At 63.7% G+C, this 26,257-nt stretch carries 26 protein-coding genes and 1 pseudogene; 14 read left to right on the top strand and 13 right to left on the bottom strand.

The annotated features are described in order from the left end of the window. Positions 1 to 51: 51 nt before the first annotated feature. The 4 genes from OKW29_RS31495 to OKW29_RS31480 form a co-directional block, all read right to left on the bottom strand. Positions 52 to 345 (bottom strand): GYD domain-containing protein, encoded by a 294-nt coding sequence (locus OKW29_RS31495; RefSeq protein ID WP_018421572.1) that lies wholly within the window; start codon positions 343 to 345, stop codon positions 52 to 54. Between the two features lie 262 nt (positions 346 to 607). Then, complete coding sequence (locus tag OKW29_RS31490) at positions 608 to 1,081, bottom strand: GNAT family acetyltransferase (RefSeq protein WP_187613338.1); 474 nt, start codon at positions 1,079 to 1,081, stop codon at positions 608 to 610. 19 nt (positions 1,082 to 1,100) lie between these two features. Beyond that, positions 1,101 to 2,285: an acetylornithine transaminase gene (locus OKW29_RS31485; RefSeq protein ID WP_429293793.1), complete on the bottom strand. Its 1,185-nt coding sequence runs from the start codon at positions 2,283 to 2,285 to the stop codon at positions 1,101 to 1,103. A gap of 313 nt (positions 2,286 to 2,598) precedes the next feature. After that, the gene (locus tag OKW29_RS31480) at positions 2,599 to 3,630 is read right to left on the bottom strand and encodes a CDP-6-deoxy-delta-3,4-glucoseen reductase (protein ID WP_429293792.1); all 1,032 of its coding nucleotides are present in this window, start codon (positions 3,628 to 3,630) and stop codon (positions 2,599 to 2,601) included. Positions 3,631 to 3,724: 94 nt separating this feature from the next. Here OKW29_RS31480 and OKW29_RS31475 point away from each other — a divergent pair, with 94 nt between their 5' ends. Continuing rightward, positions 3,725 to 4,756: an SDR family NAD(P)-dependent oxidoreductase gene (locus OKW29_RS31475; protein ID WP_429293791.1), complete on the top strand. Its 1,032-nt coding sequence runs from the start codon at positions 3,725 to 3,727 to the stop codon at positions 4,754 to 4,756. Positions 4,757 to 4,868: 112 nt separating this feature from the next. Here OKW29_RS31475 and OKW29_RS31470 read toward each other — a convergent pair whose 3' ends face one another. Continuing rightward, positions 4,869 to 5,057, bottom strand: a complete 189-nt coding sequence (locus OKW29_RS31470) for a hypothetical protein (RefSeq protein WP_429293790.1) — start codon at positions 5,055 to 5,057, stop codon at positions 4,869 to 4,871. A 167-nt stretch (positions 5,058 to 5,224) separates the two neighbouring features. Beyond that, complete coding sequence (locus tag OKW29_RS31465) at positions 5,225 to 5,935, bottom strand: pseudouridine synthase (RefSeq protein ID WP_429293789.1); 711 nt, start codon at positions 5,933 to 5,935, stop codon at positions 5,225 to 5,227. A gap of 95 nt (positions 5,936 to 6,030) precedes the next feature. Between OKW29_RS31465 and OKW29_RS31460 the strand changes: the two genes are divergently transcribed. The 9 genes from OKW29_RS31460 to OKW29_RS31420 all read left to right on the top strand — a co-directional run bounded on the left by OKW29_RS31460 (position 6,031) and on the right by OKW29_RS31420 (position 17,175). Then, positions 6,031 to 7,299, top strand: a complete 1,269-nt coding sequence (locus OKW29_RS31460; RefSeq protein WP_429293788.1) for an MFS transporter — start codon at positions 6,031 to 6,033, stop codon at positions 7,297 to 7,299. A 216-nt stretch (positions 7,300 to 7,515) separates the two neighbouring features. After that, positions 7,516 to 8,607 (top strand): MurR/RpiR family transcriptional regulator, encoded by a 1,092-nt coding sequence (locus OKW29_RS31455; RefSeq protein WP_429293787.1) that lies wholly within the window; start codon positions 7,516 to 7,518, stop codon positions 8,605 to 8,607. Next, positions 8,604 to 9,593 carry an isoaspartyl peptidase/L-asparaginase family protein gene (locus tag OKW29_RS31450; RefSeq protein ID WP_429293786.1) on the top strand — a complete coding sequence of 330 codons (990 nt, stop codon included), beginning with the start codon at positions 8,604 to 8,606 and terminating at the stop codon, positions 9,591 to 9,593. Before OKW29_RS31455 ends, OKW29_RS31450 begins: the two co-directional genes overlap by 4 nt. Before the next feature lie 70 nt (positions 9,594 to 9,663). Then, entirely contained in the window at positions 9,664 to 11,586 is a 1,923-nt protein-coding gene (locus OKW29_RS31445; protein WP_429293785.1) for a dipeptide ABC transporter ATP-binding protein, read from the top strand. A gap of 123 nt (positions 11,587 to 11,709) precedes the next feature. Next, a complete protein-coding gene (gsiB, locus tag OKW29_RS31440; protein ID WP_429293784.1) occupies positions 11,710 to 13,272 on the top strand; it encodes a glutathione ABC transporter substrate-binding protein GsiB in 1,563 nt (520 codons plus the stop codon). A 127-nt stretch (positions 13,273 to 13,399) separates the two neighbouring features. After that, complete coding sequence (gene gsiC, locus OKW29_RS31435) at positions 13,400 to 14,320, top strand: glutathione ABC transporter permease GsiC (protein WP_090801536.1); 921 nt, start codon at positions 13,400 to 13,402, stop codon at positions 14,318 to 14,320. A gap of 7 nt (positions 14,321 to 14,327) precedes the next feature. Beyond that, positions 14,328 to 15,233 carry a glutathione ABC transporter permease GsiD gene (gene gsiD, locus OKW29_RS31430; protein ID WP_184072618.1) on the top strand — a complete coding sequence of 302 codons (906 nt, stop codon included), beginning with the start codon at positions 14,328 to 14,330 and terminating at the stop codon, positions 15,231 to 15,233. Then, positions 15,230 to 16,345, top strand: coding sequence for a P1 family peptidase (locus OKW29_RS31425; RefSeq protein WP_429293783.1), 1,116 nt, complete (start codon positions 15,230 to 15,232; stop codon positions 16,343 to 16,345). Before gsiD ends, OKW29_RS31425 begins: the two co-directional genes overlap by 4 nt. Beyond that, positions 16,342 to 17,175, top strand: coding sequence for a M55 family metallopeptidase (locus tag OKW29_RS31420; protein ID WP_429293782.1), 834 nt, complete (start codon positions 16,342 to 16,344; stop codon positions 17,173 to 17,175). Before OKW29_RS31425 ends, OKW29_RS31420 begins: the two co-directional genes overlap by 4 nt. A gap of 24 nt (positions 17,176 to 17,199) precedes the next feature. On the opposite strand, the gene OKW29_RS31415 is transcribed toward OKW29_RS31420, so the two are convergent. Next, the gene (locus OKW29_RS31415; RefSeq protein ID WP_429293781.1) at positions 17,200 to 18,093 is read right to left on the bottom strand and encodes an alpha/beta fold hydrolase; all 894 of its coding nucleotides are present in this window, start codon (positions 18,091 to 18,093) and stop codon (positions 17,200 to 17,202) included. A 223-nt stretch (positions 18,094 to 18,316) separates the two neighbouring features. On the opposite strand from OKW29_RS31415, the pseudogene OKW29_RS31410 reads away from it, so the two are divergent. Further along, positions 18,317 to 18,913 (top strand): annotated as a pseudogene (locus OKW29_RS31410) (amino acid permease); the annotation flags it as partial. A 298-nt stretch (positions 18,914 to 19,211) separates the two neighbouring features. Continuing rightward, positions 19,212 to 20,474 (top strand): glycosyltransferase family 87 protein, encoded by a 1,263-nt coding sequence (locus OKW29_RS31405; RefSeq protein ID WP_429293780.1) that lies wholly within the window; start codon positions 19,212 to 19,214, stop codon positions 20,472 to 20,474. Positions 20,475 to 20,812: 338 nt separating this feature from the next. On the opposite strand, the gene OKW29_RS31400 is transcribed toward OKW29_RS31405, so the two are convergent. From OKW29_RS31400 to OKW29_RS31380, 5 genes are all read right to left on the bottom strand, one after another. Beyond that, entirely contained in the window at positions 20,813 to 21,163 is a 351-nt protein-coding gene (locus OKW29_RS31400) for a VOC family protein (protein ID WP_018421036.1), read from the bottom strand. Positions 21,164 to 21,291: 128 nt separating this feature from the next. Further along, positions 21,292 to 21,801 (bottom strand): GNAT family N-acetyltransferase, encoded by a 510-nt coding sequence (locus OKW29_RS31395; protein WP_429293779.1) that lies wholly within the window; start codon positions 21,799 to 21,801, stop codon positions 21,292 to 21,294. Between the two features lie 242 nt (positions 21,802 to 22,043). Then, positions 22,044 to 22,553, bottom strand: coding sequence for a GNAT family N-acetyltransferase (locus tag OKW29_RS31390; protein ID WP_429293778.1), 510 nt, complete (start codon positions 22,551 to 22,553; stop codon positions 22,044 to 22,046). 100 nt (positions 22,554 to 22,653) lie between these two features. Beyond that, the gene (locus OKW29_RS31385) at positions 22,654 to 23,226 is read right to left on the bottom strand and encodes a GNAT family N-acetyltransferase (protein WP_018421033.1); all 573 of its coding nucleotides are present in this window, start codon (positions 23,224 to 23,226) and stop codon (positions 22,654 to 22,656) included. Between the two features lie 200 nt (positions 23,227 to 23,426). Beyond that, positions 23,427 to 23,807, bottom strand: coding sequence for a VOC family protein (locus OKW29_RS31380; protein WP_184072605.1), 381 nt, complete (start codon positions 23,805 to 23,807; stop codon positions 23,427 to 23,429). A gap of 280 nt (positions 23,808 to 24,087) precedes the next feature. Between OKW29_RS31380 and OKW29_RS31375 the strand changes: the two genes are divergently transcribed. Beyond that, positions 24,088 to 24,639, top strand: coding sequence for a GNAT family N-acetyltransferase (locus OKW29_RS31375; protein WP_184072603.1), 552 nt, complete (start codon positions 24,088 to 24,090; stop codon positions 24,637 to 24,639). A gap of 246 nt (positions 24,640 to 24,885) precedes the next feature. Further along, complete coding sequence (gene catB / locus OKW29_RS31370) at positions 24,886 to 25,527, top strand: type B chloramphenicol O-acetyltransferase (protein WP_090801522.1); 642 nt, start codon at positions 24,886 to 24,888, stop codon at positions 25,525 to 25,527. A 97-nt stretch (positions 25,528 to 25,624) separates the two neighbouring features. On the opposite strand, the gene OKW29_RS31365 is transcribed toward catB, so the two are convergent. Beyond that, complete coding sequence (locus OKW29_RS31365; protein ID WP_184023198.1) at positions 25,625 to 26,158, bottom strand: GNAT family N-acetyltransferase; 534 nt, start codon at positions 26,156 to 26,158, stop codon at positions 25,625 to 25,627. Positions 26,159 to 26,257: the final 99 nt, after the last annotated feature.

Below are 26,257 nucleotides of genomic sequence, written 5' to 3'. Positions count from 1 at the left end.
CCGCGATGCAATGTCGCGGGGCGCGTTTTATTTTTCTGGTTGGGACGTGAATTAAGGGAGTCGCCCGATAACCGAACTGATTTCGTCTTTTGTGAACGCACGCAGCGTTTGCGAGCGGACATTGCCGGCCGAGCCGAGTGCGAAGCCGAAGGCGAGGAAGCTCTGCTCGTCTGCCGCTTCGACGACCGAGACAACGTCGTATGCCCCTAACGTCCAGTAGATCTGCTTCATTTCGCAGCCAAAAGATTTCGCCATTTCCGCCGCCTGCCCGGCTCGCTCTGCACTGTTCTTGATCGTGCGGATACCCTGATCCGTAAATTGCAGGAGCACCACATAAGTCGCCATGAAGATTCCCCTTAGGATTCCAACGCGTTGGGACTCAGACGCATGAGCCGCCCCCGGGGGGAAGGGTCGCGATTCGCCGCAAACCTGTCTTTCCAGCGCCGGCGTCGTCTCGTGCGTAAACGATTCTAGGCAATCCAACTGCTCGCCATCTGCTATTTGTCCGAATCCGCCGATATGTGCGCTGCTTGCGGGAGAACCATTGAAAAAGCCGCATGCGTCAAACAACGCATGCGGCTTTCTTTAATCAGGCGTACGACGCGAATCAACTGGCCGGGGCCGCGTCGGCGTATTGGCCGAGCCGCTTGCCGAGGCTGATCACCGCATCGGTACGATACCCGAGCGCATCGTAGAACGCCCGTATTTCAGCCGTTGCCGACGACAGTACCTGCAGGTTCAGCTTCGGACAACCAAGCTTCGTCAACTCGCTCTCGACGTGCGCGACGAGCCGCGTGCCGATGCCATGACGTCGCAGCGATGCGTCGACCGCGAGCGAATACAACCAGCCGCGGTGTCCATCATAGCCGCCCATTACGGTGCCGACGATGCGTCCATCGAGCACCGCGACGAAGAACAGCTCCGGTTGCGTCGCGAGCTTGTTGGCGATCGACTGACGCGGGTTGCGCTGCGGTCGCGTCACGTCGCGATACTCGGGAAACACGTCCTGCCATAGCGCAATCACGGCTTCGGTATCGGTCGCGTCGAAGCGGCGGATCGACAGCGTCGTGTTCGTCGTCATCGGTGCGCTCCGTGGTTGATTACAGCGAGTCGAGAACCGAGCGCAGCATCGCCAGCATCTGGTCGATTTCTCCGGTCGTCACGTTAAGCGCCGGCATGAAGCGCAGCAGGTTCGGACGCGCGGCGTTCAGCAGCACGCCGTCGGGTTGCATGTCGCGCGCCTTCTCGACAATCTGGTTGCCGATGTCCTTGCCGAGCAGCAGCGCGCGCAGCAGACCCTCGCCGCGCTCGCCCTTGAAGCCGCGCTCCTCGGACAGTTCGAGCAGCTTCGTGCGCAGATATTCGCCGCGCGAGCGCACGCCTTCGAGGAAGCCCGGCGCCGTCAGCTGCGAGATCACCGAGTAGCCGACCGCGGTCATCAGCGGATTGCCGTTGTAGGTGCCGCCCTGATCGCCCGCTTCGAACACGGCGATTTCCGCCTTCGACAGCAGCGCCGCGAGCGGCACGCCGCCGCCGATGCCTTTGCCGAGCGTCATGATGTCCGGCTCGATGCCCGACAGCTGATACGCGAACAGCGTGCCGGCGCGACCACAGCCGCTTTGCACTTCGTCGACGATCAGCAAGATGTTGTGTTTTTTCGTCAGCTCGCGCAGTTGCTGCATGAACTCGCGGGTTGCGGGGATCACGCCGCCTTCGCCCTGGATCGGCTCGAGCATCACCGCGACGGTCTTCGCGTTGATCAGCTTTTCCACCGACGCGATGTCGTTCAGGTCCGCCTTCGGGAAGCCCGGCACCTGCGGCGCGTAGATCGTGTCCCAGCCCGGCTTGCCGCTGGCCGACATCGTCGCGAGCGTGCGGCCGTGGAAGCTGTGGTCGAACGTGATGATCTCGAACGCGCCGTCCTTGAACTTCCTGCCCCACTTGCGCGCGAGCTTGATCGCGCCTTCGTTCGCCTCGGCGCCGCTGTTCGCGAAGAACACCTTGTCGAAGCAGCTGTGCTGCGTGAGCAGGCCCGCGAGCTTCGCCATCGGCTCGTTGTAGAACGCCGGCGACGGGTTGATCAGCAGCTTGGCCTGCTGGTTCAGCGCTTCGATCATGCCGTCGTTGCAGTGGCCGAGGCTATTGACCGCCCAGCCCTGAATGAAATCCAGGTAGCGCTTGCCGTTGTTGTCGTAAATCCACGAGCCTTTGCCGTGCGTGAAAACGATTTCAGGCCGGTTCGTGATGTACATCAGCGAATCGATTGGATACTCATTGAAATTCATGACGGCAGGCTCCAGGCAAAAGGGTAAGAGCAGGGTGAAGAAACGGTGACGATTTGGCCAATAAAAACGGCGGCCGGAAAAACAGAAAAGCCACGGCATGCCGTGGCTTTCATGATTCGAACAGCTTGCGCCCAGGTTTTGTGTGGCGCGAGTCCGTGACGAAGCCAGCGGCGTCCCTAGGGGAGCGGCGAGCGGCGACGTCGGAATTCGGACTGGATGCGGTTCATGCGCGAAAGAATACGATAAGAAAAGCGCTGGTGTAAACCATGAATTTGCACTGGCGCTGCATCGGGGGGAATTTGCCGCCGTGCAATCAGACCGCGTTCGCGAGATCGGCCGCGCTGGTGAACGAGTCCGCGTAGAACTCGTCTTCCGGCAACTGGTGATGCTGCGTGAAGTCGCGCAGCGCCGATTCGACCATCACCGGCGCGCCGCATGCATACACCTGGTAGGCCGACAGATCGGGCAGATCCTCGATCACCGCCCGATGCACGAAGCCCGTGCGGCCCGTCCATGCGTCGCCCGCATCGGGCTCGGAGAGCACCGGCACGAACTTGAAGTTCGGAATCTCGCGCGCCCATTGCTCGGCGAGTTCGAGCAGATACAGGTCTTTCTTGCGGCGCGCGCCCCAGTAGAGCGTCATGGGGCGCGTCATGCTCTTGAACACCGCATGCTCGACGATCGCCTTCAGCGGCGCGAAACCGGTGCCCGACGCGAGCAGCACGATCGGCTTGTCCGAGTCTTCGCGCAGGAAGAACGTGCCGAGCGGCGCTTCGAAGCGCAGGATGTCGCGCTCCTTCATCGTGTTGAACACATGGTCGGTGAACGCGCCGCCGGGCATGTGGCGGATGTGCAGTTCGACCGGGCCTTCGACGTGCGGCGCGCTCGCCATCGAATAGCTGCGGCGCTTGCCGTCCTTCAGGATGAATTCGAGGTACTGGCCGGCCAGATATTGCAGACGTTCGTTGGCGGGCAGTTGCAGCTTCATGACGATCACGTCGTCGGCCTTGCGCTCGATCGCGTTCACGCGGCACGGCAGCTTCTTGACCTGCACATCGCCGACGCCGGCCACTTCGCGGATGTCGACTTCGAGATCGGAGCACGCGGTCGCGCAGCACAGGAGCGCCATGCCGCGCGTCTTTTCGTCGTTCGACAGCGCCGACGACGAGTGCGCGCGCTGTTCGACCTCGCCGCTCACGACCGTGCCTTTGCACGAACCGCACGCGCCGTTCTTGCAGCCGTACGGCAGGCCGATGCCTTGACGCAGCGCTGCGGAGAGCACCGGTTCGTCCTGTTCTACCTGAAACTGCCGGCCGGTTTGCCGTAGCGTGACGTTAAATGCCATAAAGTGTTCGGAATCGAAAATTCGGAATCGTAATGGGACCCGCCGGATCAACCGCGCGGTACCTGTTGCGTGTGACCGCTACAATGCGCCCACCATGAAAGCGACACGAAACTTCCGCCGGCCGCGCGTGCTGATCGTAGGATGCGGCGACGTCGGCATGCGCTGCGTGTCCCTGTTGCGGCCGCGCGCGCGTATCTTCGCGTTGACGAGCCATGCCGCGCGCTGCGATGAGTTGCGCGCCGCGGGCGTGATGCCGCTCGTCGGCGATCTCGACGCGCGCGGCAGCCTCAAACGGCTCGCGCGCCTCGCGCCGACGGTGCTGCATCTCGCGCCGCCGCAGAAGTCCGGCGACGACGATCGACGCACTCGCGCGCTGCTTGCGACCTTAGGTGCCGCGGGCCGCATGAACGCTTGCGCGGCGAGGTCGTCCGTCGCGCCGATCGCGCGGTTGCGCCGTGCGCGCGCTTCAGGTCTGGACGCTGAAACACCCGATATTGTACCCGACGGGGTGCGCCGGACCGGCGCTTCGCGCGCACCGGTGCGCATCGTTTACGCGAGCACGACGGGCGTCTACGGCGATTGCGGCGGCGCGTGGATCGACGAAACGCGCGCGCCGCGGCCCGCGAATGCGCGCGCCAAACGTCGCGTGTCGGCCGAGCGGCAGTTGCGGCGCGCGACGGCGCGCGGCAGCGTCGCCACGAGCATCGCGCGGATCCCGGGCATCTATGCGCGCAACCGTCTGCCGCTCGCGCGGCTCGAAAGAGGCACGCCGGCGCTCGTCGATGCCGACGACGTCTACACGAATCACATCCACGCCGACGACCTCGCCGCGATCCTCGTGCGTCTCGCCACGCATGGCCGGCCCGCGCGCGCACTGCACGCGTCCGACGATTCGTCGCTGAAAATGGGGGAGTATTTCGACGCGGTCGCCGATGCGTTCCGGCTCGCGCGCCCGCCGCGCATCACGAGAGAGCAGGCGGAGCAGCAGATCGATCCGATGCTGCTGTCGTTCATGCGCGAGTCGCGCCGGCTCGTGAACCGGCGTCTGAAGGAGGAATTGCGGGTACGTCTGCGCTATCCGAGCGTCGAGGATTTTTTGCGCGAGGCGAACGGGAAACGCGGCTAGGCCGGCAGCAGAAACAAAATACCGCCCCGCGAGGGCCGGGTTGCCCCGCAAAGCGTATCCGCCGCACCGCATCAATGCGCCGCGCAAAAGGAGCTGCGCGGTCCAACCGGCATCAGCTCAGCGCAGGCAGCACTTCCAGCAACAGGAAGCACAGCATCCCGCCGATCAATGCGCCGATCAGATTCGGATGGTACTTGTGCCGCAGCCGCATGATGACCAGCAATCCGCCGACCAGCAGCAGCGCAAGGCAGATAAACGCGATCATTGCGTGCGAAATCGCCATCGTGCCGTCGATTTGCATGACGCCCCTCCTTGAAACCTTTGTAGTCGTTTGTTTAGACGAGTATAGGGCGGCATGTAAGCAACGGCATGCTGCAACGCAACGGCCTATGTTCGGTGCACCGCAATGCGCGCGGGCTTTCTCCGGCGCATCAAGGGCTTAGGCGGGCCCTCGTTGCGGCTAGTCGTTTACCCGGCCCGCAGCGCGGCAAGAGCCGCTGCGTCGAGCCATTGCCATGCGCCGGGCGCGAGCGCCGCGGGAAGCGCGAGCCCACCGATCCGTTCGCGATGCAGCGCCTCGCAGCGGTTGCCCGAGGCCGCGATCATCCGCTTGACCTGGTGGTATTTGCCTTCGAGCACGGTGAGCGCGAGCGTGTGAGTGTCGCGCGCCTGGGCGTCGAGCGCGGCGCTGGGTTTCGTTTCGCCGTGCAGCAGCACGCCGTCGCGCAGCGCGGCGAGCTGCGCGTCGTCGAGCGGATGGCGCGTGGTCGCGACGTAGAGCTTCGGCACCTTGCGTTTCGGCGACGTGAACTGATGCACGAACTTGCCGTCGTCGGAGAGCAGCAGGAGGCCCGTGGTGTCCTGATCGAGACGGCCGACGCACTGCACGCCGCGCTCGGCGAACTGCGGCGGCAGCAGGTTGAACACGCTCAGATGATGCTGCGGATCGCGCGAGCATTCGTAGCCGATCGGCTTGTTCAGCAGCAGATACGCGTGCTCGCGATACGGCCATTCGACGTTGTCGACGCTAAAGCGCAACGCGCCGCCATCAATAGCGAAATCGGCGTCGGCATCGGTGCAAATCGCACCGTCGACGCTGACGCGGCCGTCGCCGATCAGCGCACGGCATTGGCGGCGCGAACCGAAACCTTGAGTAAAGAGAATGCTTTCGAGATTCATGGCGAGCGAAGAATAACACCGCAAGAAGCGGAGCGCCCCGCAGGCCCTGAGCGCCGACGATGAATGCCTCACGTCAAAACCTCGGGAGTGCATCGATGTCCGCCACGTCTTTCCCTTCATCGTCTTCGCCGTCCAATGCGCGACGTCTGCCCCGCGCATTCCAGCGCCTCGCCTGGTCGAACCTGTGCGCGCAATCGGCGGAGCAGATCAGCCTCGCCGCCGCACCGCTCGTCGCGGTGTTCGCGCTCGGCGCCGACGCGCGCGATACCGGTCTGCTGCAAACCGCGCAGACGCTGCCGTTCCTGTTGCTGTCGATGCCGCTCGGCGTCTGGGCCGACCGCCGCTCGCGCCGCATGCTGATGACGCTCGCCGAGAGCGTGCGTGTGTGCGCGATGCTGTGCGTGCTGCTGCTGGTGCTCACGCATGCGCTGAACCTGCCGCTGCTCGCCGCGCTCGGCTTCGTCGCCGCGACGGGTACGGTCGCCTACAACGTTGCGGCGCCGTCGCTGGTGCCGTCGATCGTGCCGCGCGACGCCTATGCGAGCGCGAACGGCCGGCTCGAACTCGCGCGCAGCGTCGCGTATTCGGCGGGGCCGGCGCTGGGCGGCGTGCTGGTCGGCTGGATCGGCGCGGGCTGGGCGTATGGCGGCGCGGCGGTGTTGTCGGCGTTCGCGGTCGCGTTGCTGGCGGGATTGCGCGAGCCGCCGCGCGCGGCCGCGCCGCGGCGGCACTTCATGCTGGAGCTGCGCGACGGCACGCGCTTCGTGCTGCGCGATCCGTTGCTGCTGCCGATGCTGCTGACCGCCGTGTTCTTCAATCTCGGCTTCTTCATCCTGCAGGCGGTCTATGTGCCTTACGCGGTGCATCGGCTGGGGCTCAATGCCTCGGCGGTCGGCGTGACGCTCGGCGCGTACGGGGTCGGCATGGTCTGCGGCGCGCTCGCCGCGCCCGCGGTCGTGCGGCGTCTCGCATTCGGCCGTCTGCTGATCGTCGGACCGTCGTGCGGGCTGCTTGCGTCGCTCGTGATGGTGGCGACGCTGATCGTCCCATCGTTCTGGCTCGCGCTCGCGAGCTTCTTCCTGCTCGGCGCGGGACCAATCCTGTGGGTCGTCGGCTCGACCACGCTGCGTCAGGCGATCACGCCCGAACGGATGATCGGCCGCGTGTCCGCGCTGATCAGCACCGCCACCTACGGCGCGCGGCCGGTGGGCGCGCTGCTCGGCGCCGCGCTCAGCGCGCGCTGGAGCATCGACGTGTGTCTGGTCGCGGCGTCGCTCGCGTTCGTCGTGCAGGCGCTGATCATCGTGATGTCGCCGGCGGCGCGGCTCCTGGGCATTCCCGAACAGAGCGCGGCGGCGTGCTGAGCGGCGGAGCGCGGCACGCGGTGAAGCCACCCATCGCCCCGATGAAAATGGATTTTCACCGGGGTGCGGCATGGCGTGGATGCTGAACTCCATTGTCTGAAGACCTTCGGTCGGTGAAAACCCTCGAAATAATGAAAATGAATTTTTTTCGGCGCGTGTTTCATGTAAATATAATTTCATCCAGTTCGCACAGAACAACCGCGCCTGTCCGTTCGCATGATCCATCACCCGTCCGCTGTGTCGAACCCCGCCGAGCAGGCCATTGCCGCGCGCATCACCGCCGCGATGCCGACGCTCACGCCGATCCACCAGCGCATGGGCGAGTACGTGCTGGCCCATCTGTTCCGCGCGGCGACGATGCGTATCGACGAGCTCGCGAGCGTGGTCGACGCGTCGGTCGCGAGCGCGAATCGCTTTGCGCGCGCGCTCGGCTTCGACGGTTATCCGCAGTTTCGCGAGGCGCTCGTGCGTGGCTTCGAGGCGACGCTCGCGCCGGTCGAGCGGCTGCGCAGCGCGCAGGAAACGCTCGCGGCCGGTGACGATCTGATCGACGCGTCGCTCGAGCAGGCCGCCAACAATCTGCACGCAACGCGTACGTCGATCGATCGCGCGACCGCCGACGCCGCCGTCGACGCGATCATCGCCGCGCGTCGCGTATTCGTGATCGGCTTCGGCGCCAGCGCGTTTCTCGCGAGCCTGATGGAGCACGGACTGCTGCCGTATCACGACAACGTGCATTCGCTGGCGCTGAGCGGCGGGCCGTCGCATGCGGCGCGACACCTCGTGGGTTCGGGCCCGGGCGATCTCGTGATCGGCATCGCGTTTCCGCGCTATGTCGAGGACACGATCGAGCTCGCGCGCCGCGCCTCCGAACGCGGCGCACGCGTGCTCGCGCTCACCGACGGTCCGCGCTCGCCGCTCGTGCGGTTCGCGGACCTGTCGCTGTATGTCCGCACCGACCGGCGTCTCGCGTCGAATGCCGATTCGGCCGTGCTCGCGGTCATCGAGGCGTTGTGCGACGCGGTCGCGTATCGCGCGCAACGCTCGGTCAAGGCGGCCGCCGAGGTCAGCGAGTTCGTGCTGCCGTGGCTGTTCGATCCGCAGTCGGGCGCTGCCGGCGCCGCGCAGGAGCCGGCGCGCGCCCTGAGCAAAGCCGCGCGCGCGAGGGCTGCAAGGCTAAAACACAGCGACGGCGCAATGGCCGACAGCACCCAAGCCAGAAGCACGAAAGCCAGGGATGCCGAAGCAAAAGCCATCACAGCACCCCGCACTCCCCGAACCACCCGCACTTCACGATCCAAACGATGAACTCCAACGCAGTCATTGCCATTCACGGCGGGGCCGGGACGATCCTGCGCACGTCGATGTCGGCCTGCGCCGAAACCGGATATCACGCGGCGCTCAACGCGGTGCTGAGCGCTGGCCAGCGCGTGCTCGCCGACGGCGGCAGCGCGCTCGACGCGGTCAGCGAAGCGGTGCGGCTGCTCGAAGACTGCGCGCTCTTCAATGCGGGCCACGGCGCGGTCTACACGGCGGCCGGCACGCACGAGCTCGACGCCGCGATCATGGACGGCCGCACGCTCGACGCGGGCGCGATCTGTTGCGTGAAGCGCGTGCGCAATCCGATTCTCGCCGCGCGCCGCGTGCTCGAGCGCAGCGACCACGTGCTGTTCACCGGTGAAGGCGCGGAAGCGTTCGCGGCCGCGCAGGGGCTCGAATTCGTCGACAACAGCTACTTCGATACCGACGCGCGCTATCGCCAATGGCAACTGGCCCGTAAGCAGCAGCGTCCGATGCTCGATCACGACGCCGCGACGCTCGCGTCCACGGCTTCGAGCAGCGACGAACCGACGCCGCACGAGCCGATCGATCCGAATCGCAAGTTCGGCACCGTCGGCGCAGTCGCGCTCGACCGCCACGGGCATCTCGCCGCGGCGACCTCGACGGGCGGCGTGACCAACAAGCAGGTGGGCCGCGTCGGCGATACACCGCTGATCGGCGCGGGCTGCTACGCGGACGACGCGACCTGCGCGGTATCGACCACCGGCTCCGGCGAAATGTTCATGCGCATGGTCGCCGCCTACGACGTCGCCGCGCAGATGGCCTATCGCCAGGTCTCGCTCGAAGAAGCCGCGCACGACGTCGTGATGAACCGCTTGCCGAAGATCGACGGACGCGGCGGCCTCGTCGCCGTCGACGCGCGGGGCAACGTCACGCTGCCGTTCAATACCGAGGGTATGTACCGCGGTTTCGCGCGGCTCGGCGAAGCGCCGGTGACGGCGATCTATGGCTAGCCGCTGGCGCGTGTCGCCACCTGCCTGAGGCCCCGTTAGCCGCGTTCGAATTCAAAGCAAAGGAACCACCGTGCCGACTTCCTCGCACACCGCCAGCCCGCTTATCGAGACCCTGCCGCCGCAGCGCGTGCTCGCGGTCGACGATCTGACGGTCGCGTTCCGCCGCGGCGATTCGACCTTCAACCCGGTGCGCAATCTGTCGTTCACGGTCGAGCGCGGCGAGACGCTCGCGATCGTCGGCGAATCGGGCTCCGGCAAGTCGGTCACGTCGCTGGCGCTGATGCGGCTGATCGAGCATGGCGGCGGCCGTCTTGCCGGCGGCAGCATCGCATTCCGGGGGCGCGACGGCAGCGTGCTCGATCTCGCGAAGGCGTCGTCCGGCACGATGCGCACGGTGCGCGGCGCCGACATCGCGATGATCTTCCAGGAGCCGATGACCTCGCTCAATCCGGTCTTCACGGTCGGCGATCAGATCAGCGAGGCGATCGCGCTGCACCAGGGCAAGAGCCGCGAGGCCGCGCGCGCCGAAACCTTGCGTCTGCTCGAGATCGTGCGGATTCCCGAGGCAAGGCGCGTCGCGGCGCGTTACCCGCATCAGCTGTCGGGCGGCATGCGGCAGCGCGTGATGATCGCGATGGCGTTGTCGTGCAAGCCCGCGCTGCTGATCGCCGATGAACCGACCACCGCGCTCGACGTGACGATCCAGGCGCAGATCCTGCAACTGATTCGCGGCTTGCAGGACGAGATGAACATGGGCGTGATCTTCATCACGCACGACATGGGCGTGGTCGCCGAAGTGGCCGACCGCGTGCTCGTCATGTATCGCGGCGAGAAGGTCGAGGAGGGCGCGTCTGACACGCTGTTCGCCGCGCCGTCGCATCCGTACACGAAGGCGCTGCTCGCGGCGGTGCCCCGGCTCGGCTCGATGCACGGCATCGATCAGCCCGCGCGCTTTCCGATCCTGAGCGTCGAGCAGGCCGGTGCGAACGGCGCCGATGCCGCGGTGCAGCCGGCGGCGGCTGTCGCCGAAGAAGCGCAGCCGCTGGTGCGCGACGACACGCCGCCGATCCTGCGCGTGCGCGATCTGGTCACGCGCTTTCCGGTCCGTAGCGGCCTGTTCGGCCGTATGACGGGCCGTGTGCATGCGGTCGAAAAAGTCAGCTTCGATCTGCGGCCCGGCGAAACGCTCGCGCTGGTCGGCGAGTCGGGCTGCGGCAAGTCGACCACGGGCCGCTCGCTGCTGAGGCTCGTCGAAAGTCAGAGTGGCTCGATCGAATTCGCTGGCAAGGAAATCAGCTCGCTGACCGGGCCCGCGTTGCAGGCGCTGCGTCGCGATATCCAGTTTATTTTCCAGGACCCGTTCGCGTCGTTGAATCCGCGCTTGACCGTCGGCTTCTCGATCATGGAGCCGCTGCTCGTGCATGGCGTCGCGCAGGGTGGGCAAGCGCATGCGCGCGTCGCGTGGCTGCTCGAGAAAGTCGGTTTGCCGGCCGAGGCCGCGCGCCGCTATCCGCATGAGTTTTCGGGCGGGCAGCGTCAGCGTATCGCGATTGCTCGCGCGCTCGCGCTGAATCCGAAGGTCGTGATCGCCGACGAATCGGTGTCCGCGCTCGACGTCTCCGTGCAGGCGCAGATCGTCAATCTGATGCTCGACCTGCAGCGCGAGCTCGGCGTCGCGTATCTGTTCATTTCGCACGACATGGCGGTGGTCGAGCGGGTCAGCCATCGCGTCGCGGTGATGTATCTCGGCCAGATCGTCGAGATCGGTCCGCGTCGCGCGGTGTTCGAGGCGCCGCAGCATCCGTACACGAAGAAGCTGATGAGCGCGGTGCCGGTCGCCGATCCCGCGCGCCGTCACGCGCAACGCATGCTCGCCGCCGACGATATTCCGAGCCCGATTCGCGCGCTGCACGACGAGCCGGTCGTCGCGCCGCTCGTCGCGGTGGGCCCGGATCATTTCGTCGCGCAGCATCGCGTCGGCGGTGCTTATTGAGCGAAGCGCCGCATCGCGTTAAAGCAAAAAGACCCGAAGCAAAACCCGCAGCACCCGCAGCCGAAGCACAAGCCAACCATAACGACCCTGTCACACCCTTAACTCGCAGCCTGGAGCAACCTCATGAACCTGCTGTTCCCGTCCTCTCCGTTTCGTTTGCGCGCGCTCGTCAGCGGCGGCGCGGTGGTGTTCGCGACGCTCGCGGGCAATCTGGCGCACGCCGAAACGACGGCCGTGATGGCCGTCGCGTCGACCTTCACGTCGCTCGATCCGTACGACGCGAACGACACGCTGTCACAGGCGGTCGCGAAATCGTTCTATCAGGGGCTGTTCGGCTTCGACAAGGACATGAAGCTCGTCAACGTGCTCGCCGACAGCTATGAGGCGAGCCCCGACGCGCGCGTCTATACGATCAAGCTGCGCCATGGCGTGAAGTTCCAGGACGGCACCGACTTCAATGCGGCCGCCGTGAAGGCGAACTTCGACCGCGTGACCGATCCGGCCAACAAGCTGAAGCGCTACAACATGTTCAGCCGCATCGAGAAAACGGAAGTGGTCGATCCGTACACGGTGCGCGTCACGCTGAAAACGCCGTTCTCGGCGTTCATCAACGTGCTCGCGCATCCGTCTGCGGTGATGATCTCGCCGGACGCGCTGAAGAAGTACGGCAAGGACATCGCGTTTCATCCGGTCGGCACGGGCCCGTTCGAACTCGTGAAGTGGGACCCGGCCGGCGACCTGACCGTGAAGAAGTTCGCCGGCTACTGGAAGAAGGGTTATCCGAAGATCGATGTGATCGACTGGAAGCCGGTCGTCGACAACAACACGCGCGCCGCGCTGATGCGCACCGGCGAAGCGGACTTCGCGTTCCAGGTGCCGTTCGAGCAGGCCGCGCAACTGCAGTCGAGCCCGAAGGTCGATCTGATCGCGGCGCCGTCGATCATCCAGCGCTACATCAGCCTGAACATGAACCAGAGGCCCTTCGACAACCCGAAGGTGCGTGAGGCGCTGAATTATGCGGTCAACAAGGAAGCGCTGACGAAGGTCGCGTTCGCCGGTTACGCGACGCCGGCCGACGGCGTGGTGCCGCAAGGCGTCGACTATGCGGTCAAGCTTGGGCCCTGGCCGTACGATCCGGCGAAGGCGCGCGAACTGCTGAAGGAAGCGGGCTATCCGAACGGCTTCGAAACGACGCTGTGGTCCGCGTATAACTACTCGACTGCGCAGAAGGTGATCCAGTTCGTGCAGCAGCAGCTCGCGCAGGTCGGCATCAAGGCCAGCGTCGAGGCGCTCGAAGCGGGTCAGCGCGTCGCCAAGGTCGAAAGCGCGCAGGACCCGGCGACCGCGCCGGTGCGGATGTACTACGCGGGCTGGTCGTCGTCGACCGGCGAGGCGGACTGGGCGATCAGCCCGCTGCTCGCGGGCTACTCGATTCCGCCGAAGATGGTCAACACGTCGTACTACAAGAACGACGCGGTCGACAACGATCTGAAGCAGGCGCTCGAAACGACCGACCGCACGCAGAAGGCCGCGCTCTACACCGACGCGCAGAAGCGCATCTGGGCCGACGCGCCGTGGATCTTCCTCGTCAAGGAGAAGGTCGTGTATGCGCGCAGCAAGCGTCTGTCGGGCGCTTACGTCGCGCCGGACGGCTCGTTCAACTTCGACGAGATCGCGATCAAGTGATGAGCTGACGAGGCGGCATGCGCAGGCGGCGGTTCACCCAGCCCGCCGCCGCGCCGCCGCCGCACACGAGTCCTCGTTGCCCGCCTGATTTGCCGCTCAATTGCCGCTCATTTGCCGGACTGGTTTCATGCTGAACTTCCTCGTCAAACGTCTGCTAGGCCTGCTGCCGACGCTCTTCATCGTCGCCGTGCTGGTGTTCCTGTTCGTGCATCTGCTGCCGGGCGATCCGGCGCGGCTCGCCGCCGGTCCTGAAGCGGACGAGGCGACCGTGGCGCTCGTGCGCTCCGACCTCGGGCTCGACAAGCCGCTGCCGCAGCAGTTCGTCCGTTTCTTCTGGCGGATGGCGCATGGCGACTTCGGCGTTTCGACGCGCAGCAAGCGGCCGGTGAGCCAGGAGATCGCGGAACGCTTCTTCCCGACGTTGTGGCTGACGATCGCGAGCATGGTGTGGGCGGTCGTGATCGGCATGGCGATCGGCATCGCCTCGGCGGTGTGGCGCAACCGCTGGCCGGACCGCCTGGGCATGACGCTCGCGGTGTCGGGCATTTCGTTTCCGGCGTTCGCGCTCGGCATGCTGCTGATGCAGATTTTCTCGGTGCAGCTCGGCTGGCTGCCGATCGTCGGCGACGGTTCGTGGCGCAGCTACGTGCTGCCGTCGCTGACGCTCGGCGCGGCGGTCGCGGCCGTGATGGCGCGCTTCACGCGGGCCTCGTTCGTCGAAGTGCTGCACGAGGACTTCGTGCGCACCGCGCGTGCGAAGGGCGTGCCCGAGCGGCTCGTGATCATCAAGCACTGCCTGCGCAACGCGCTGATTCCCGTCGTCACGATGATGGGTCTGCAGTTCGGCTTTCTGCTCGGCGGCTCGATCGTCGTCGAAGTGGTGTTCAACTGGCCGGGCCTCGGCCGTTTGCTCGTCGATGCCGTGTCGATGCGCGACTATCCGATCATTCAGGCCGAGGTGCTGTTGTTCTCGCTCGAATTCATCATCATCAACCTGATCGTCGACGTGCTGTACGCGGTGATCAACCCGACCATCCGTTTCAAGTGAGGCCCGCATGAGCACCACCGCCACCGGGCCGAATGCGGCCACTCCCGTTGCCTCCGAACGCGCGATCCGCACACCGTGGAGCGAATTCTGGCGCAAGTTCCGCAAGCAGCATGTCGCGCTGGCCGCCGGCGTGTTCGTGCTGCTCCTGATCGTGGTCGCGATCATCGCGCCGCATATCGTGCGGTACGACCCCGAGAACTTCTTCGACTACGACGCGCTGAACGCGGGGCCGTCGGCCGCGCACTGGTTCGGCGTCGATTCGCTGGGCCGCGATATCTTCAGCCGCATCCTCGTCGGCTCGCGCATTTCGCTCGAGGCAGGCTTTCTGTCCGTGGCGATCGGCGCGGTGATCGGCACGTTCTTCGGTCTGCTTGCCGGTTACTACGAGGGCTGGTGGGATCGCATCACGATGCGCGTGGCCGACGTGCTGTTCGCGTTCCCCGGCATTCTGCTCGCGATCGGCGTGGTCGCGATTCTCGGCAACGGCATGATCAACGTGATCTGCGCCGTGGCGATCTTCAGCATTCCGGCATTCGCGCGGCTCGTGCGCGGCAATACGCTGATGCTCAAGCAGCTCACCTATATCGAGGCGGCGCGCAGCATCGGCGCGTCGGACTGGACGATCATGGCGCGGCACATTCTGCCGGGCACGATTTCGTCGGTCGTCGTGTACCTGACGATGCGCATCGGCACGTCGATCATCACGGCGGCGAGCCTGTCGTTTCTCGGCTTGGGCGCGCAGCCGCCGACGCCCGAGTGGGGCGCGATGCTCAACGAAGCTCGCGCCGACATGGTGACCGCGCCGCATATCGCGCTGTTTCCGAGCCTCGCTATCTTCCTGACCGTGCTCGCGTTCAATCTGCTCGGCGACGGTCTGCGCGATGCGCTCGATCCGAAGCTGGATCGGCCATGAGCATGAGCAACCATCATTGGGCTGAGCGCGCGCCGCATATCGGCACGTTGCCGGCCGGAGCGCTCGGCACGATCGCCGACGTGGACGGCGTCAGCGTCGGTCATTGCACGCTTGCCGAAGGCGCGCTGCAAACCGGCGTGACCGTGATCCGGCCGCATCGCGGCGATCCGTTCGTCGACAAGGTGCCGGCCGCCGCGTCGGTGATCAACGGCTTCGGCAAGAGCATCGGGCTCGTGCAGCTCGACGAACTCGGCACGCTGGAGACGCCGATCGCGCTGACCAACACCTTCGGCGTCGGTACGGTCGCGCAGGCGCAGATCCGCGCGGCGATTCGCGCGAATCCGCGCATCGGCCGCGAATGGTCGACGCTCAATCCGCTCGTGTTCGAGTGCAACGACGGCTACCTGAACGACATTCAGGCGCTTGCCCTGACCGAACAGCACTTCACCGAAGCATTCGACGCGGCAAGCGCCGATGTCGCGAGCGGTGCGCTCGGCGCGGGGCGCGGCATGTCGTGTTTCGATCTGAAGGGCGGCATCGGCACTGCGTCGCGCGTGTTCAGTGCGGCGGGCCGCGACTACACCGTTGGCGCGCTCGTGCTTGCCAACTTCGGCCGTCTGCCGATGCTGACGATCGACGGCACGCCGCTCGGCCGCATGCTGGCCGAACGCGCGGCCGTCGCTGAGGCGGCGAATGCTGCCAGTGCCGCTGCTCACGCGACCCCCGAGCAACCCGAGCAAGGCTCGATCATCATGATCGTCGCGACCGATGCGCCGCTCGACGCGCGCCAGCTGAAACGCCTGTCGTTGCGCGCGGCGGCCGGTCTCGCGCGCACCGGCTCGGTGTACGGCCACGGCAGCGGCGATATCGCGCTGGCGTTTTCGACCGCGTACACGGTGCCGCACGGCGCGGACTTCGTCGCGCTGCCGCCGCTGGTCGCGGATCACTGTATGGACCCGCTGTTTCGCGCCTGCGCCGACAGCGTCGAGCAGGCGATCGTCGATGCATTGTGGAGCGCCGAGACCGTCACCGGTCGCGACGGCCATCGGCGGCTGTCGCTGCGCGACAGCGTGCCGGACCTTGCCCACCTGCTGAGGAATTCCGCGCGATGAAAGTCCTGATCTCCACCGACATCGAAGGCATCGCCGGCGTGTTCCATGCCGAGCAGACGCGCGCGGGCAACGGCGAATACGAAGCCGCGCGACGCTGGATGACGCTCGAAGCCAACGCGGCCGTCGAAGGCGCGTTCGCGGGCGGCGCGACCGACGTGTGGGTCAATGATTCGCACGGCGGCTTTCGCAACCTGCTGCCCGATCTGCTCGATCCGCGCGCCCAGCTCGTGCTCGGCAAGCCGCGCACGCTCGGCATGATGGCCGGGCTCGAATACGGTGCGGCGCTGGTCTTCATGCTCGGCTATCACGCGAAAGCGCAAACGCGCGGCATCCTCGCGCACACGATCAACAGCTTCGCGTTCGCGGGCGTGGCGTTCAACGGCGTGGAGCTGGGCGAAGCGGGGCTGTACGGTGCGCTCGCCGAAGAATATGGCGCGCGCGTGGTGCTTTTATCGGGTGACGACGTGTTCGCCGAGGAAACCGCGTCGCGTTTTCCCGGCGCGCGTTTCATCGTCACGAAGACCGCAACCGGGCAAGCAAGCGGCGTCACGCGGTCGCCCGCGAGCGTGCGCGAGGCGCTGCGGGCCGCCGCGCGCGACGTGGTCCGTCAGCATGTCGAAGCGGGCCGCGCGCCTGCCGCGACGCGCGCGGAGCCGCGAACGATCGACTGCGAACTGCGCGTGCAAACGAGCGGGCTCGCCGATCTGTTCTGCCAATGGCCGACGCTTACGCGCGTCGATGGCGTGAGGTTGCGCTTCAGTGCGGCGTCGGCCGAGCATGCGGTGCGGATGCTGAACTGTCTGTCGGCGATGTCGTTCATGCTGCGCTGAGCCGCGCGGCGTCGAGCCGCCGGCTTACTGCTGCTGCCGGCTCAACTCGCGCGCCGCGTGATCGATCGCCTCCGCCACCGCCCCGGCGTGCGACACCGGCGCGAGATGGCTCGACGCGACCGGCACCACCTTCGCGCCGATGCGCGCGGCGATCATTCTCTGCAGATCGGGCGACACCGCGTGGTCTTTCGTCGTCAGCACGTACCACGACGGTTTGTCCTTCCAGCCGATCTGATCGACCGGTTCGTCGAATGCGCTCGCGGCGATCGGCACCTGCGCGGCGGCGAGCACGCGTGTGACGGTCTCGGGCACGTCGGCGGCGAGATCGGCGTGATAGCGCGCGCGGTCGATCCACAAGAACCCGTTCGCGTCCTTGCTGATGCTCTGGCCGGCCGGCATCGGCCCGCCGGCCTTCATCACGTCCATCGCCGATTCGTGCAGTTGCGGCGCAAGCGCGGCGACATACACGAGCCCGGCGACGTTCGGCGCATTCGCGGCGACCTCGGTGATCACGACGCCGCCCCACGAGTGCCCGACCAGCAGCACCGGACCGTTCTCGCGATCGAGCACGCGGCGGGTCGCGGCGACGTCGTCGGCGAGCGAGGTCAGCGGGTTCTGCACCGAGCTCACGTGATAACCCTTTCGCTGCAGCTTCGCGACCACGCCGTTCCAGCTCGATCCGTCGACGAACGCGCCATGCACGAGCACGATGTTGCGCACCGGACCGCCGAGCGCGGCGGCAGGCGGCTTGCTGGCAGTAGCGGGGGCAGGCGCTGGCGCAGGCTGGCCGCTTGCCTGCGACGCGGCGTCATCGGCTGTTTGCTGGGCGGCGGGCACCGTCTGCGCGAGCGCGGACGTACTGATGCCCGCGAAACAGAGGCACAACACGGCGGCGCAAAGCAGACGTTTGGGCAACATAGTGAAGCTCCGCGGCATGAAAAGTGGACTTCGGCAACATACCCAGGCGCGATCCCCGTGACAATCACAATCCGCGCGCTTAAGTGCGGCGCAGAACGAAGCGGGCGGCTCCGAATGTCAGAGGAATATCGGTCGGGTAAAATTACCGGTTTTGCCAGACCGGACCGTACGGTCTAGCCGTGCAATCTGCCACAGCGCTGCCTTCGACAGCGTTCTACACCCAGCGGCGGCGGGCGGCAGCCCGTTCGTGATGATCTTCTCGCAGATGGGCTCGTCGCTGACCGCCAACGTGCTGAACGTGGTCGTGCTGACCGCGGCGCTGTCGGTGTACAACAGCGGCGTCTACGCGAATAGCCGCATGCTGTACGGCCTCGCCGAACAGGGCAACGCGCCGCGCGCGCTGCTGAAGCTCGACCGGCGAGGCGTGCCGTATCTGGCGATCGGTCTGTCGGCGCTCGCAACGTTCGCGTGCGTGATCATCAACTACGTGATCCCGGCGGAAGCGCTTGGACTGCTGATGTCGCTGGTGGTCGCGGCGCCGGTGCTGAACTGGGCGCTGATCAGCCTCACGCATCTGAAGTCGCGCAAGGCGATGGTAGCCGCGGGCGAAACGCTGGTGTTCCGCTCGTTCTGGTTCCCGGTCAGCAACTGGATCTGCCTGGCATTCATGGCGCCGATCCTCGTGATTCTGGCGCTGACGCCGGGCTTGTCGATCTCGGTGTGGCTGGTGCCGGCATGGCTCGTGCTGATGTGGGGCGGCTACGTGATCAAGCGACGCCGCGAGGTTGCGCGCGCTGGCATGGGGGCCGCGAGCCGATAAGCGCCGATCGGCGCGACGTGCGTGGCATTCCGCAGCGAACACGGCGATTCGCCGCCGACGAACGATCTTCACGAGCCGAAGTTCCCCAAATAGGTCGGTCTCGTGTGGGCGAGCGCACAGATCGATTTTTGCGAATCGGTAATCTCTGTCCGGTCGTCCGGCACGAAGCCGGCGTGGCTGGCCATGCCGGCCATCCCCGGACCGTATCGGCGACATGGTCTGCTGGTGCGCCCCCGCTAGCGCGGGTCTCAAGGGCGCAGCAACTCCCACGTTGATTGACGTACCGCGGAGAGACACCATGTTCAACGCAGGCGCCGTACGGACCAGGTCGAACTTCGGCGCGGGTGCCGCGCTCCTTTTGCTGATTGCGGTAGCCTGCCTCGCGCTGCGTATCCTGCACGTCGTCGCGAAGTTTCGTGGCAACGTCCCTGACGCCTTCGGCGATTTCAATTTCTACCTGTACGCCTTCAACGTCGTGCTGCATGACCCGGCGCGCCTGTACGACCACGACGCGCTCATCGCGTTTTTGCAGGGCATCGGCGCGCGCTCGACGGGCGACGACATCTTCTACGCCTACCCGCCGCAGTTCGCGCTGGTGTTTGCGCCGCTCGCGCTGCTGACGCCGCTCGCCGCGAAAATCGTCTGGGTGAGTGCGTCGATCTTGTTGTTCTCGGTGGCTTTGTATCTCGTCGTCACGATGGCGTACCGCGGCACGGAGCGCAGCGTGAACCTGCTGCTGGTGGCGGTCGCGCTGCTGAGCTTTCCGCTCGTCGAAGATACCTACGACGGCCAATCGAACGAACTGCTGTTCTTCCTGTTGATTGCGACTTTCGCGCTGATCGAGCGTGGCAAAGGTTATGCCGCTGGACTCTTTCTTGGCTTTGCGATCGCGATCAAGCTCACGCCCCTGGCCGTCGCCGGCCTGCTGTTGCTGCGTCGCGAATGGCGGACGTTCGTGATGGCGAGCGTCGTTGCGATTGCGTTGACGTTAATCACCGGAGCGCGCCTCGGCTTCGACGTTTTGTGGCACTACTTCGTGTCGGACATGCCGCGCCTGAACGGCATGGCACTGGCGATGAGCGGTGGCGGCGCGCCGATGAACAATGCCGTGAGGGGCGCGCTGCAGACGCTATCGGCGACGGTCGGCATGCCGGTGTCCGGTACGTTGCTGTCGATTGCTTCGCATGCGTTGGTGCTGGCTGCTTGCCTGCTGTCCGCGTATCTGGTGTTTCGCCGCCATCGGGACAGCCGCATCGACTACGCGCTCGCTTCGATGACGATGCTCGTGGCTTATCCGATCCTCGAGCCGATCCACATGGTGCTCGCGTTGATCCCGTTGCTGATTTTGCTGGGGACCGCCTTCGAAGCGCGCGGCGGGCAGCTGTCGGCGCTCGGTCCGAGACTGGAGATGCTGCTGGCCGCGATCGTCGTAGTCTTGCTGTTCTTTGCGGCGCGATTCGTGTCCTACACGGTCGCGGCGCTGATCATTTACGGGCTCTGTGTCGCAAGGTACTTTCCACCGTCGGTGAGGCGGCGAGGGCGTGCTTACCAGCCTGGATGAATGATCCCGGTGTGGCTAAAGGGTTTTTGATGGCAGATGCGACGGGCGATGTCTTCCGGACGATTGGGAATCGGGAAGATTGTTTGATGGCAGGGCCGGGATGAAAACCCCCCTGCTATCGCTTTGCTTGAGCGGGTTTGAGGAATTTTGCCGGTACGGATATCACCAAAAATACCACCGGGCGTGCGTATTTGCGAGAATGAGCGAGCGAAAGCTTATCGGCGAACCGGGCATATTACAGTCGGCCGAGTTCGACCCACAAGAGCCCGTTGACGCCCTTAGGAACGGACACTCGCGACGGGCAACGCGGGCCTAGATTTTCGGGGTAGAACAACCGATTAGTCGTGACATGCGCAAAGTTCGAACTCATGGCCATCAGGGCTAACCAACACAATGCTCTTCATGGCTTCATTGTTTAGCCCGTCGAGAGCGACTGTTGCTCCAAAAGCCTTGGCGCGATCCAGAAATATATGCAAGGCGGATACGTCAAATTCGAACACAGGAACGCATCCGCTCCCGACGAACTCATCGCCAAAATCATTTAGCAGCAACCCGAAGCGGACTTCACCGAGCGAGAATTCGGTCCACTTATCCGACCTGCGGTTCGGCGCGCGTTCCAACAGGTTTTCCCAGAAAGCAGAACTGCGTTCCATGTCCGACACTTTCAAATAGGTGGTTCTAATCCGCATTGAATGCTCCAAGAACGTTTTCGGAAAGACGCAACAGATAATAGAGGTTTCAAAAGTTTCACGTGAACAATTAATTGTCCACGATCTATGCACGAATATAGACTGACCCTTCGTGGCCGAGCATCGCCTCATGCGACTGGCATATCCCCAGCAATAGGCAGTTGCTTTCCCATCTCGAACGCACGAAGCTCGTAGCCAAGTTCCTGATACAAATCGACCGCCTGTTCATTAAACGCCCAAACGGTCAGCCTCGTGTCGTTGGCACCGTTTTTTCGTGCCCACTCTTCAGCAAGTTTCATCAGCGTGCTCCCGACGCCGCGTCCCCGCAGTCGTTCCAAAACAGCGACTGAGCCAATGCGGCCAACGGTCAACGGTTGCAACAGTGGACTTGTCGGCTGCATCACTTGAACGGTGATAAAGCCGACCGCCGTGCTGCCATGCTCGGCGAGAAACATGGCTCGATCTTCTCCCTGAAGGCTAGATAGCCAGTGCGGCTTGTCTCGAGCGAACTCTTCAGTGGCGTTTGCATAGACGTCAGGACGTGCCTGATGGTGGATCGCGTTCAAGATTTGACCCAACTCGCAAATTTTCAAAATGTCGTCCACGGTTGCGCGGCGATAGCTTATCGAGTCGGTCATCTTCAGCTCTTCGTGGTGGAAAAAGAAAAAAAAGGCGCCTTAAGCGCCTTGGTCGTTTGCACATGGAATGGACCGTGAGGTCGAATTCCTTGCTATGGACGTAACGACCCACGGCGCAGCGGATAGCGACCGTGATGATGGTGGTGAGCCTTGCTCGGGACGTTACGAAGTTCCATGCTGTCAATATTGGCACAAAAACAATTTCTGCGTGAGCACATTATTTTTTTGAGTGGCGGCTGTGTCTAACCGGGCATATCGGCCAGCAACGCCCATCGCTCGTGGTCGCGCCATTCGCCATTTATGCGGAGATAGCGAGGAGAAAAACCTTCCTGTTTAAAACCCAACCGCCGCACAAGTGCGATCGACGCGATATTCCCTGGTTGAATATTTGCCTCCACCCGATGCAATCCAAGTTCGCTGAATGCATAGATCACAGCTGCCCGTACCGCGTCCGTCATCAACCCTGCCCGGGCGAAGTTCGACATTCTGTAATACCCGAGATAGGCGCTGCGAAAAGCGCCCATTACTATTTCGCTAATGTTCACCACACCGACAATTTGAATCGATGCCACTTCACGCGCAATGAGGCCGACGTTCGACCCGGTGAGACTACCTGAAAACCAGTTATCGAAGCCCGTTTGATCGGTAAAGGATGCGACCCAAGGCCGGTGATAGTCCTGACTTGCTGAGTTTGCGGCGATCAAATCGGCGGCGTCGGCACGGATCACTCGGCTTAGCTGAATGCCACTCATGGTGCTCCATCGTATAGGCGTGTGCAGGGCTTGAATTGTCGCCGATCCAACAGAGACGGATCAATCTCCAGAGTTGGCCGAACAGGGTCCGACAGGTTTCTCAGTCGTCTAGCTCAATGCGATAACGAAGAGTTTCCGCGAATCCATAGGCGGCGGTCTTTTTGAACCGGTCAATCAGGACACCACTGCATGCTGCGATCACCCGCTGTGAGGCTATATTTTCAGGATCAACCGTTAGTTCCACGTAGGGCAAGCCTTGCAGCCTCGCTTCGCCAAGCATCAAATTGAGCGCCTGCTTGGCGTAGCCGTTGCCTCGCTTCCACGGCACGACTGAGAAGCCGATATGTCCGAGCACATACGGCGGCAATTCGGCAGATCCAGCCTGCCAACGAAATCCGATCGCACCGCTAACATCGCCATCCCAAATCCATCGGATGATGCTTGGAAGACGGGCAACGGTCGAGCCATCGGGCAAAGGAATCGGGCCGCCTGATGCGGTCGGATCATCCAGCCCGTCGACGAATGCCTCTGCGTTCAACTCGATAGCATTCAACTGTTCGCGCGCAGCGACCTCCTTACGAACATTGTCAGGTGACCATCCCGCCTCAAGGGCCGAAACGTAGCTTGCCAGCAACGCAGTCGTAGGCCTCAAGAGTTCGATCTCAGTTGTCATTTTCTTCGCCTCAGGAGGAATGATTGACAACAGTTTAAGCGGCGGGGTCGAGTGTCTCAAAGTGGCTGGGCTGTGCCCCACGCGGCGGCGGCCACCAATTGCGCTTCATGCAGTCGGCATAGCGCAAGAAAATTTGTGCGAGCTAGCCGTGAAGCCAACAACAATCAGCATTGTGTCGTCGCTTCCTTTTATGCGCGGAGTCACGACAGGTCTTGACCAAACATCATTCGATGACCATCCGGAGTCCCGACAAGGAACTCGCGCATGCCGTGCGGTCTGTCGGTCGGAGGTTGCAGGATGATGGCGCGTCGACCGACAAGTTCTCCATGAAGTGCGTCAGCGTTCGCCACTTGGAGGTAGCCGAAATAACTGTGGTCCCCGGTTGCCGAAGGCAACATGGCATCGGGGCAATGGCCGATCATGACGCGCACACCCCCTCTCGTGGCCAACTTCCAACCTGTGCCGTCGGGCCAGTCCAGCCGAAAACCGAGCGCGTCCCGAAAGTATGAGGCACTGGCTTCGAGGTTTGGAACCGCGAGGACGAAAGAAAAGGAACTAAGATCCGTCAGCGCTTCGGCCATCACGTCACTCCCTGAGTAGCTTCGGCCGCGAACGGCCACCGATTGTTGCCGATTGTATTCTCCGAGTCGAATGACCCTTCATGGCCGAACCTTGCCAATCGTTGTGCGATCGACAAGTGTCGTGTCATGACCGGCAGCACGCGACCCGTAAGCGACAGAGGTAAATCGCGAAAGTGGCCGCACAAAGGCTGTGCTGCCACGCGGTTCGATGCGTGCGGTTGTTGGCTCTCGGCCCACATGTTCTAATGGGGTCATCTATTTCCGGCGCCCTGCCCCCGTCATGCCATTATTCGAGCCCGTCACGCTGACTACCCCACGCCTCGTTCTGCGGCCGCTTCGTCATGAAGACGCGCAACCACTGTTCGCGATCTGGTCGGACGCGGATGCGATGCGCTATTTTTCGTTTCCGGCGATGACTTCCCTGGATCAGGCAACGGATCGAGTCGCACGTAAATTGAAGACGTCAGCTGGCGGCCAAGACTTCATCTGTGCAGTCGAGTTGCAGACAACCGGCGAAGTGCTCGGTGATTGCGCTCTCTTTCATGCAGACGAGCAATGCCGACGCGCGGAGATAGGCTTTGGTCTGCAACGCAAGCATTGGGGAAACGGATATATGAGTGAGGCGGTTTCCGCGCTGATCGAGCACGCGTTCGGCACGCTGAATTTACGCCGGATTGAGGCGGATATCGACCCACGAAATGTAGCCTCGGCGCTTCTTCTCGAACGGCTCGGATTTGTCCGCGAAGGGTTGTTGCGTGATCGCTGGATAGTTGGCGATGAGGTGTCGGATAGCGCGCTGTACGGGCTGCTCGAATGTGATCGCCGGGCGTAGATGGCCACTGGCTGACGCCAGGATGTGAACTTGACGCTGCGCCGTGAGCGATCGGAATTCTCTCTGATTGTCGCGAATTTACGCGGCAGCGTCGACTGACCGGAGTTGGCTGAAACCGGCGAGACTGGTCCCGACCGTCATTGACGAAAGATTCTGCCGCACGGCTCAGGTTTGCCGCTACCGGATTTCCTCGTAACCTGCGTGCTCGAACGATAAACGCAGCCCAGACTACAGCGTGGTCCCTTTATGAAGAATTACTTCGACAGCCCCTTCAAGGGGAAGCCGCTTTCAGAGCAGGTAACCAATCCCAACATCATCGTGGGGCGTTACAGCTACTACTCTGGCTACTATCACGGACACTCCTTTGATGACTGTGCACGCTACCTGTTGCCAGACCGCACAGGTGTCGACCGGCTGATCATCGGTAGCTTCTGCTCTATCGGAAGTGGTGCGACGTTCATGATGGCGGGCAACCAGGGGCACCGGAACGATTGGGTAACCACATTTCCCTTCTTCTACATGACGGAAGAACCGGCGTTTGCTGACGCCTGCGATGCATTCGAACCCGCCGGCGATACGGTTGTCGGGAATGACGTCTGGATCGGTTCCGAAGCGATGATCATGCCAGGTGTTCACATCGGTCACGGTGCCGTGATCGGGAGTTGCGCCGTTGTCACGAAGGACGTTGAACCCTATACGATCATCGGCGGGAATCCGGCAAAGCCGATCCGAAAGCGCTTTTCGGACGATGAGATCGGAATGCTCCTCGAGATGAACTGGTGGGACTGGCCGCTGGACGAGATCGGCAAGTCGATGAAGTTGCTCTGTGCCACGGATATCGCAGCATTGTATGAACGCTGGAGCAGTTCATCGTTATCGGGTCGCTAACACTCGCGTCGACCGACACGCACGCAGTTGACGATCTGGGCGTTGACCTTGACTGGCCGATCTTGCCCGACGGAAGCCAGTCCACAGGCAGAATCGCCTATACCTCGCTTGCGACTGGCTGGCGAGGAATTCTGTAAACCACAGACTTGTACTTTGGCGTCGCGCGGCTTTCCACAATGACGCCGCCTAGCGATTCGGCGATGCGCCGGCTGGGACGGTTCTCTTCGGCAACCGGATAGGTAAAGCTTTCACAACCAATGGTTCGCGTTGCCCAGTGTGCAACAAGGGTCACAGCTTCACAACCAAACCCATTTCGATGACGATCTTCACGAATCCAGATACCGAGTTCCGGGCTCTCGGTGCGTACGCGGTGAAGCCCGGCTAACCCAAGGAAACTCCCGTCGGCGCGTTGACGTATCGCGAACACATAGTCTGACCCATCGTCAATCGACGGTACCCAGGACCGCCAAACACCATCAAAATCCTGCCGGGATGCTGGCGGCTCCCACGCCATGTGACGGGTGAGCGAAGGGGTGATGAACGAGAACGCAGCATCCGCGTCGTTGGCCGAGAACGGTTTGATCAAGAGCCGGGTTGATTCAATTTGGATTTCTGTCGGCCGCAGCATCATCTCAAGTCTTCCGTCGAGGTTTGTCTATATTCACCGATTGTCGACGAATCAGAAACGTGTGTCGAATGTCTCATCCTGACCGGACAGCGTCCGATTGCT

It is taken from the genome of Paraburkholderia sp. CI3 (assembly GCF_050436505.1).
Classification (GTDB): Bacteria; Pseudomonadota; Gammaproteobacteria; order Burkholderiales; family Burkholderiaceae; genus Paraburkholderia; species Paraburkholderia tuberum.
This window is presented reverse-complemented; position numbering and strand designations above follow the sequence as displayed.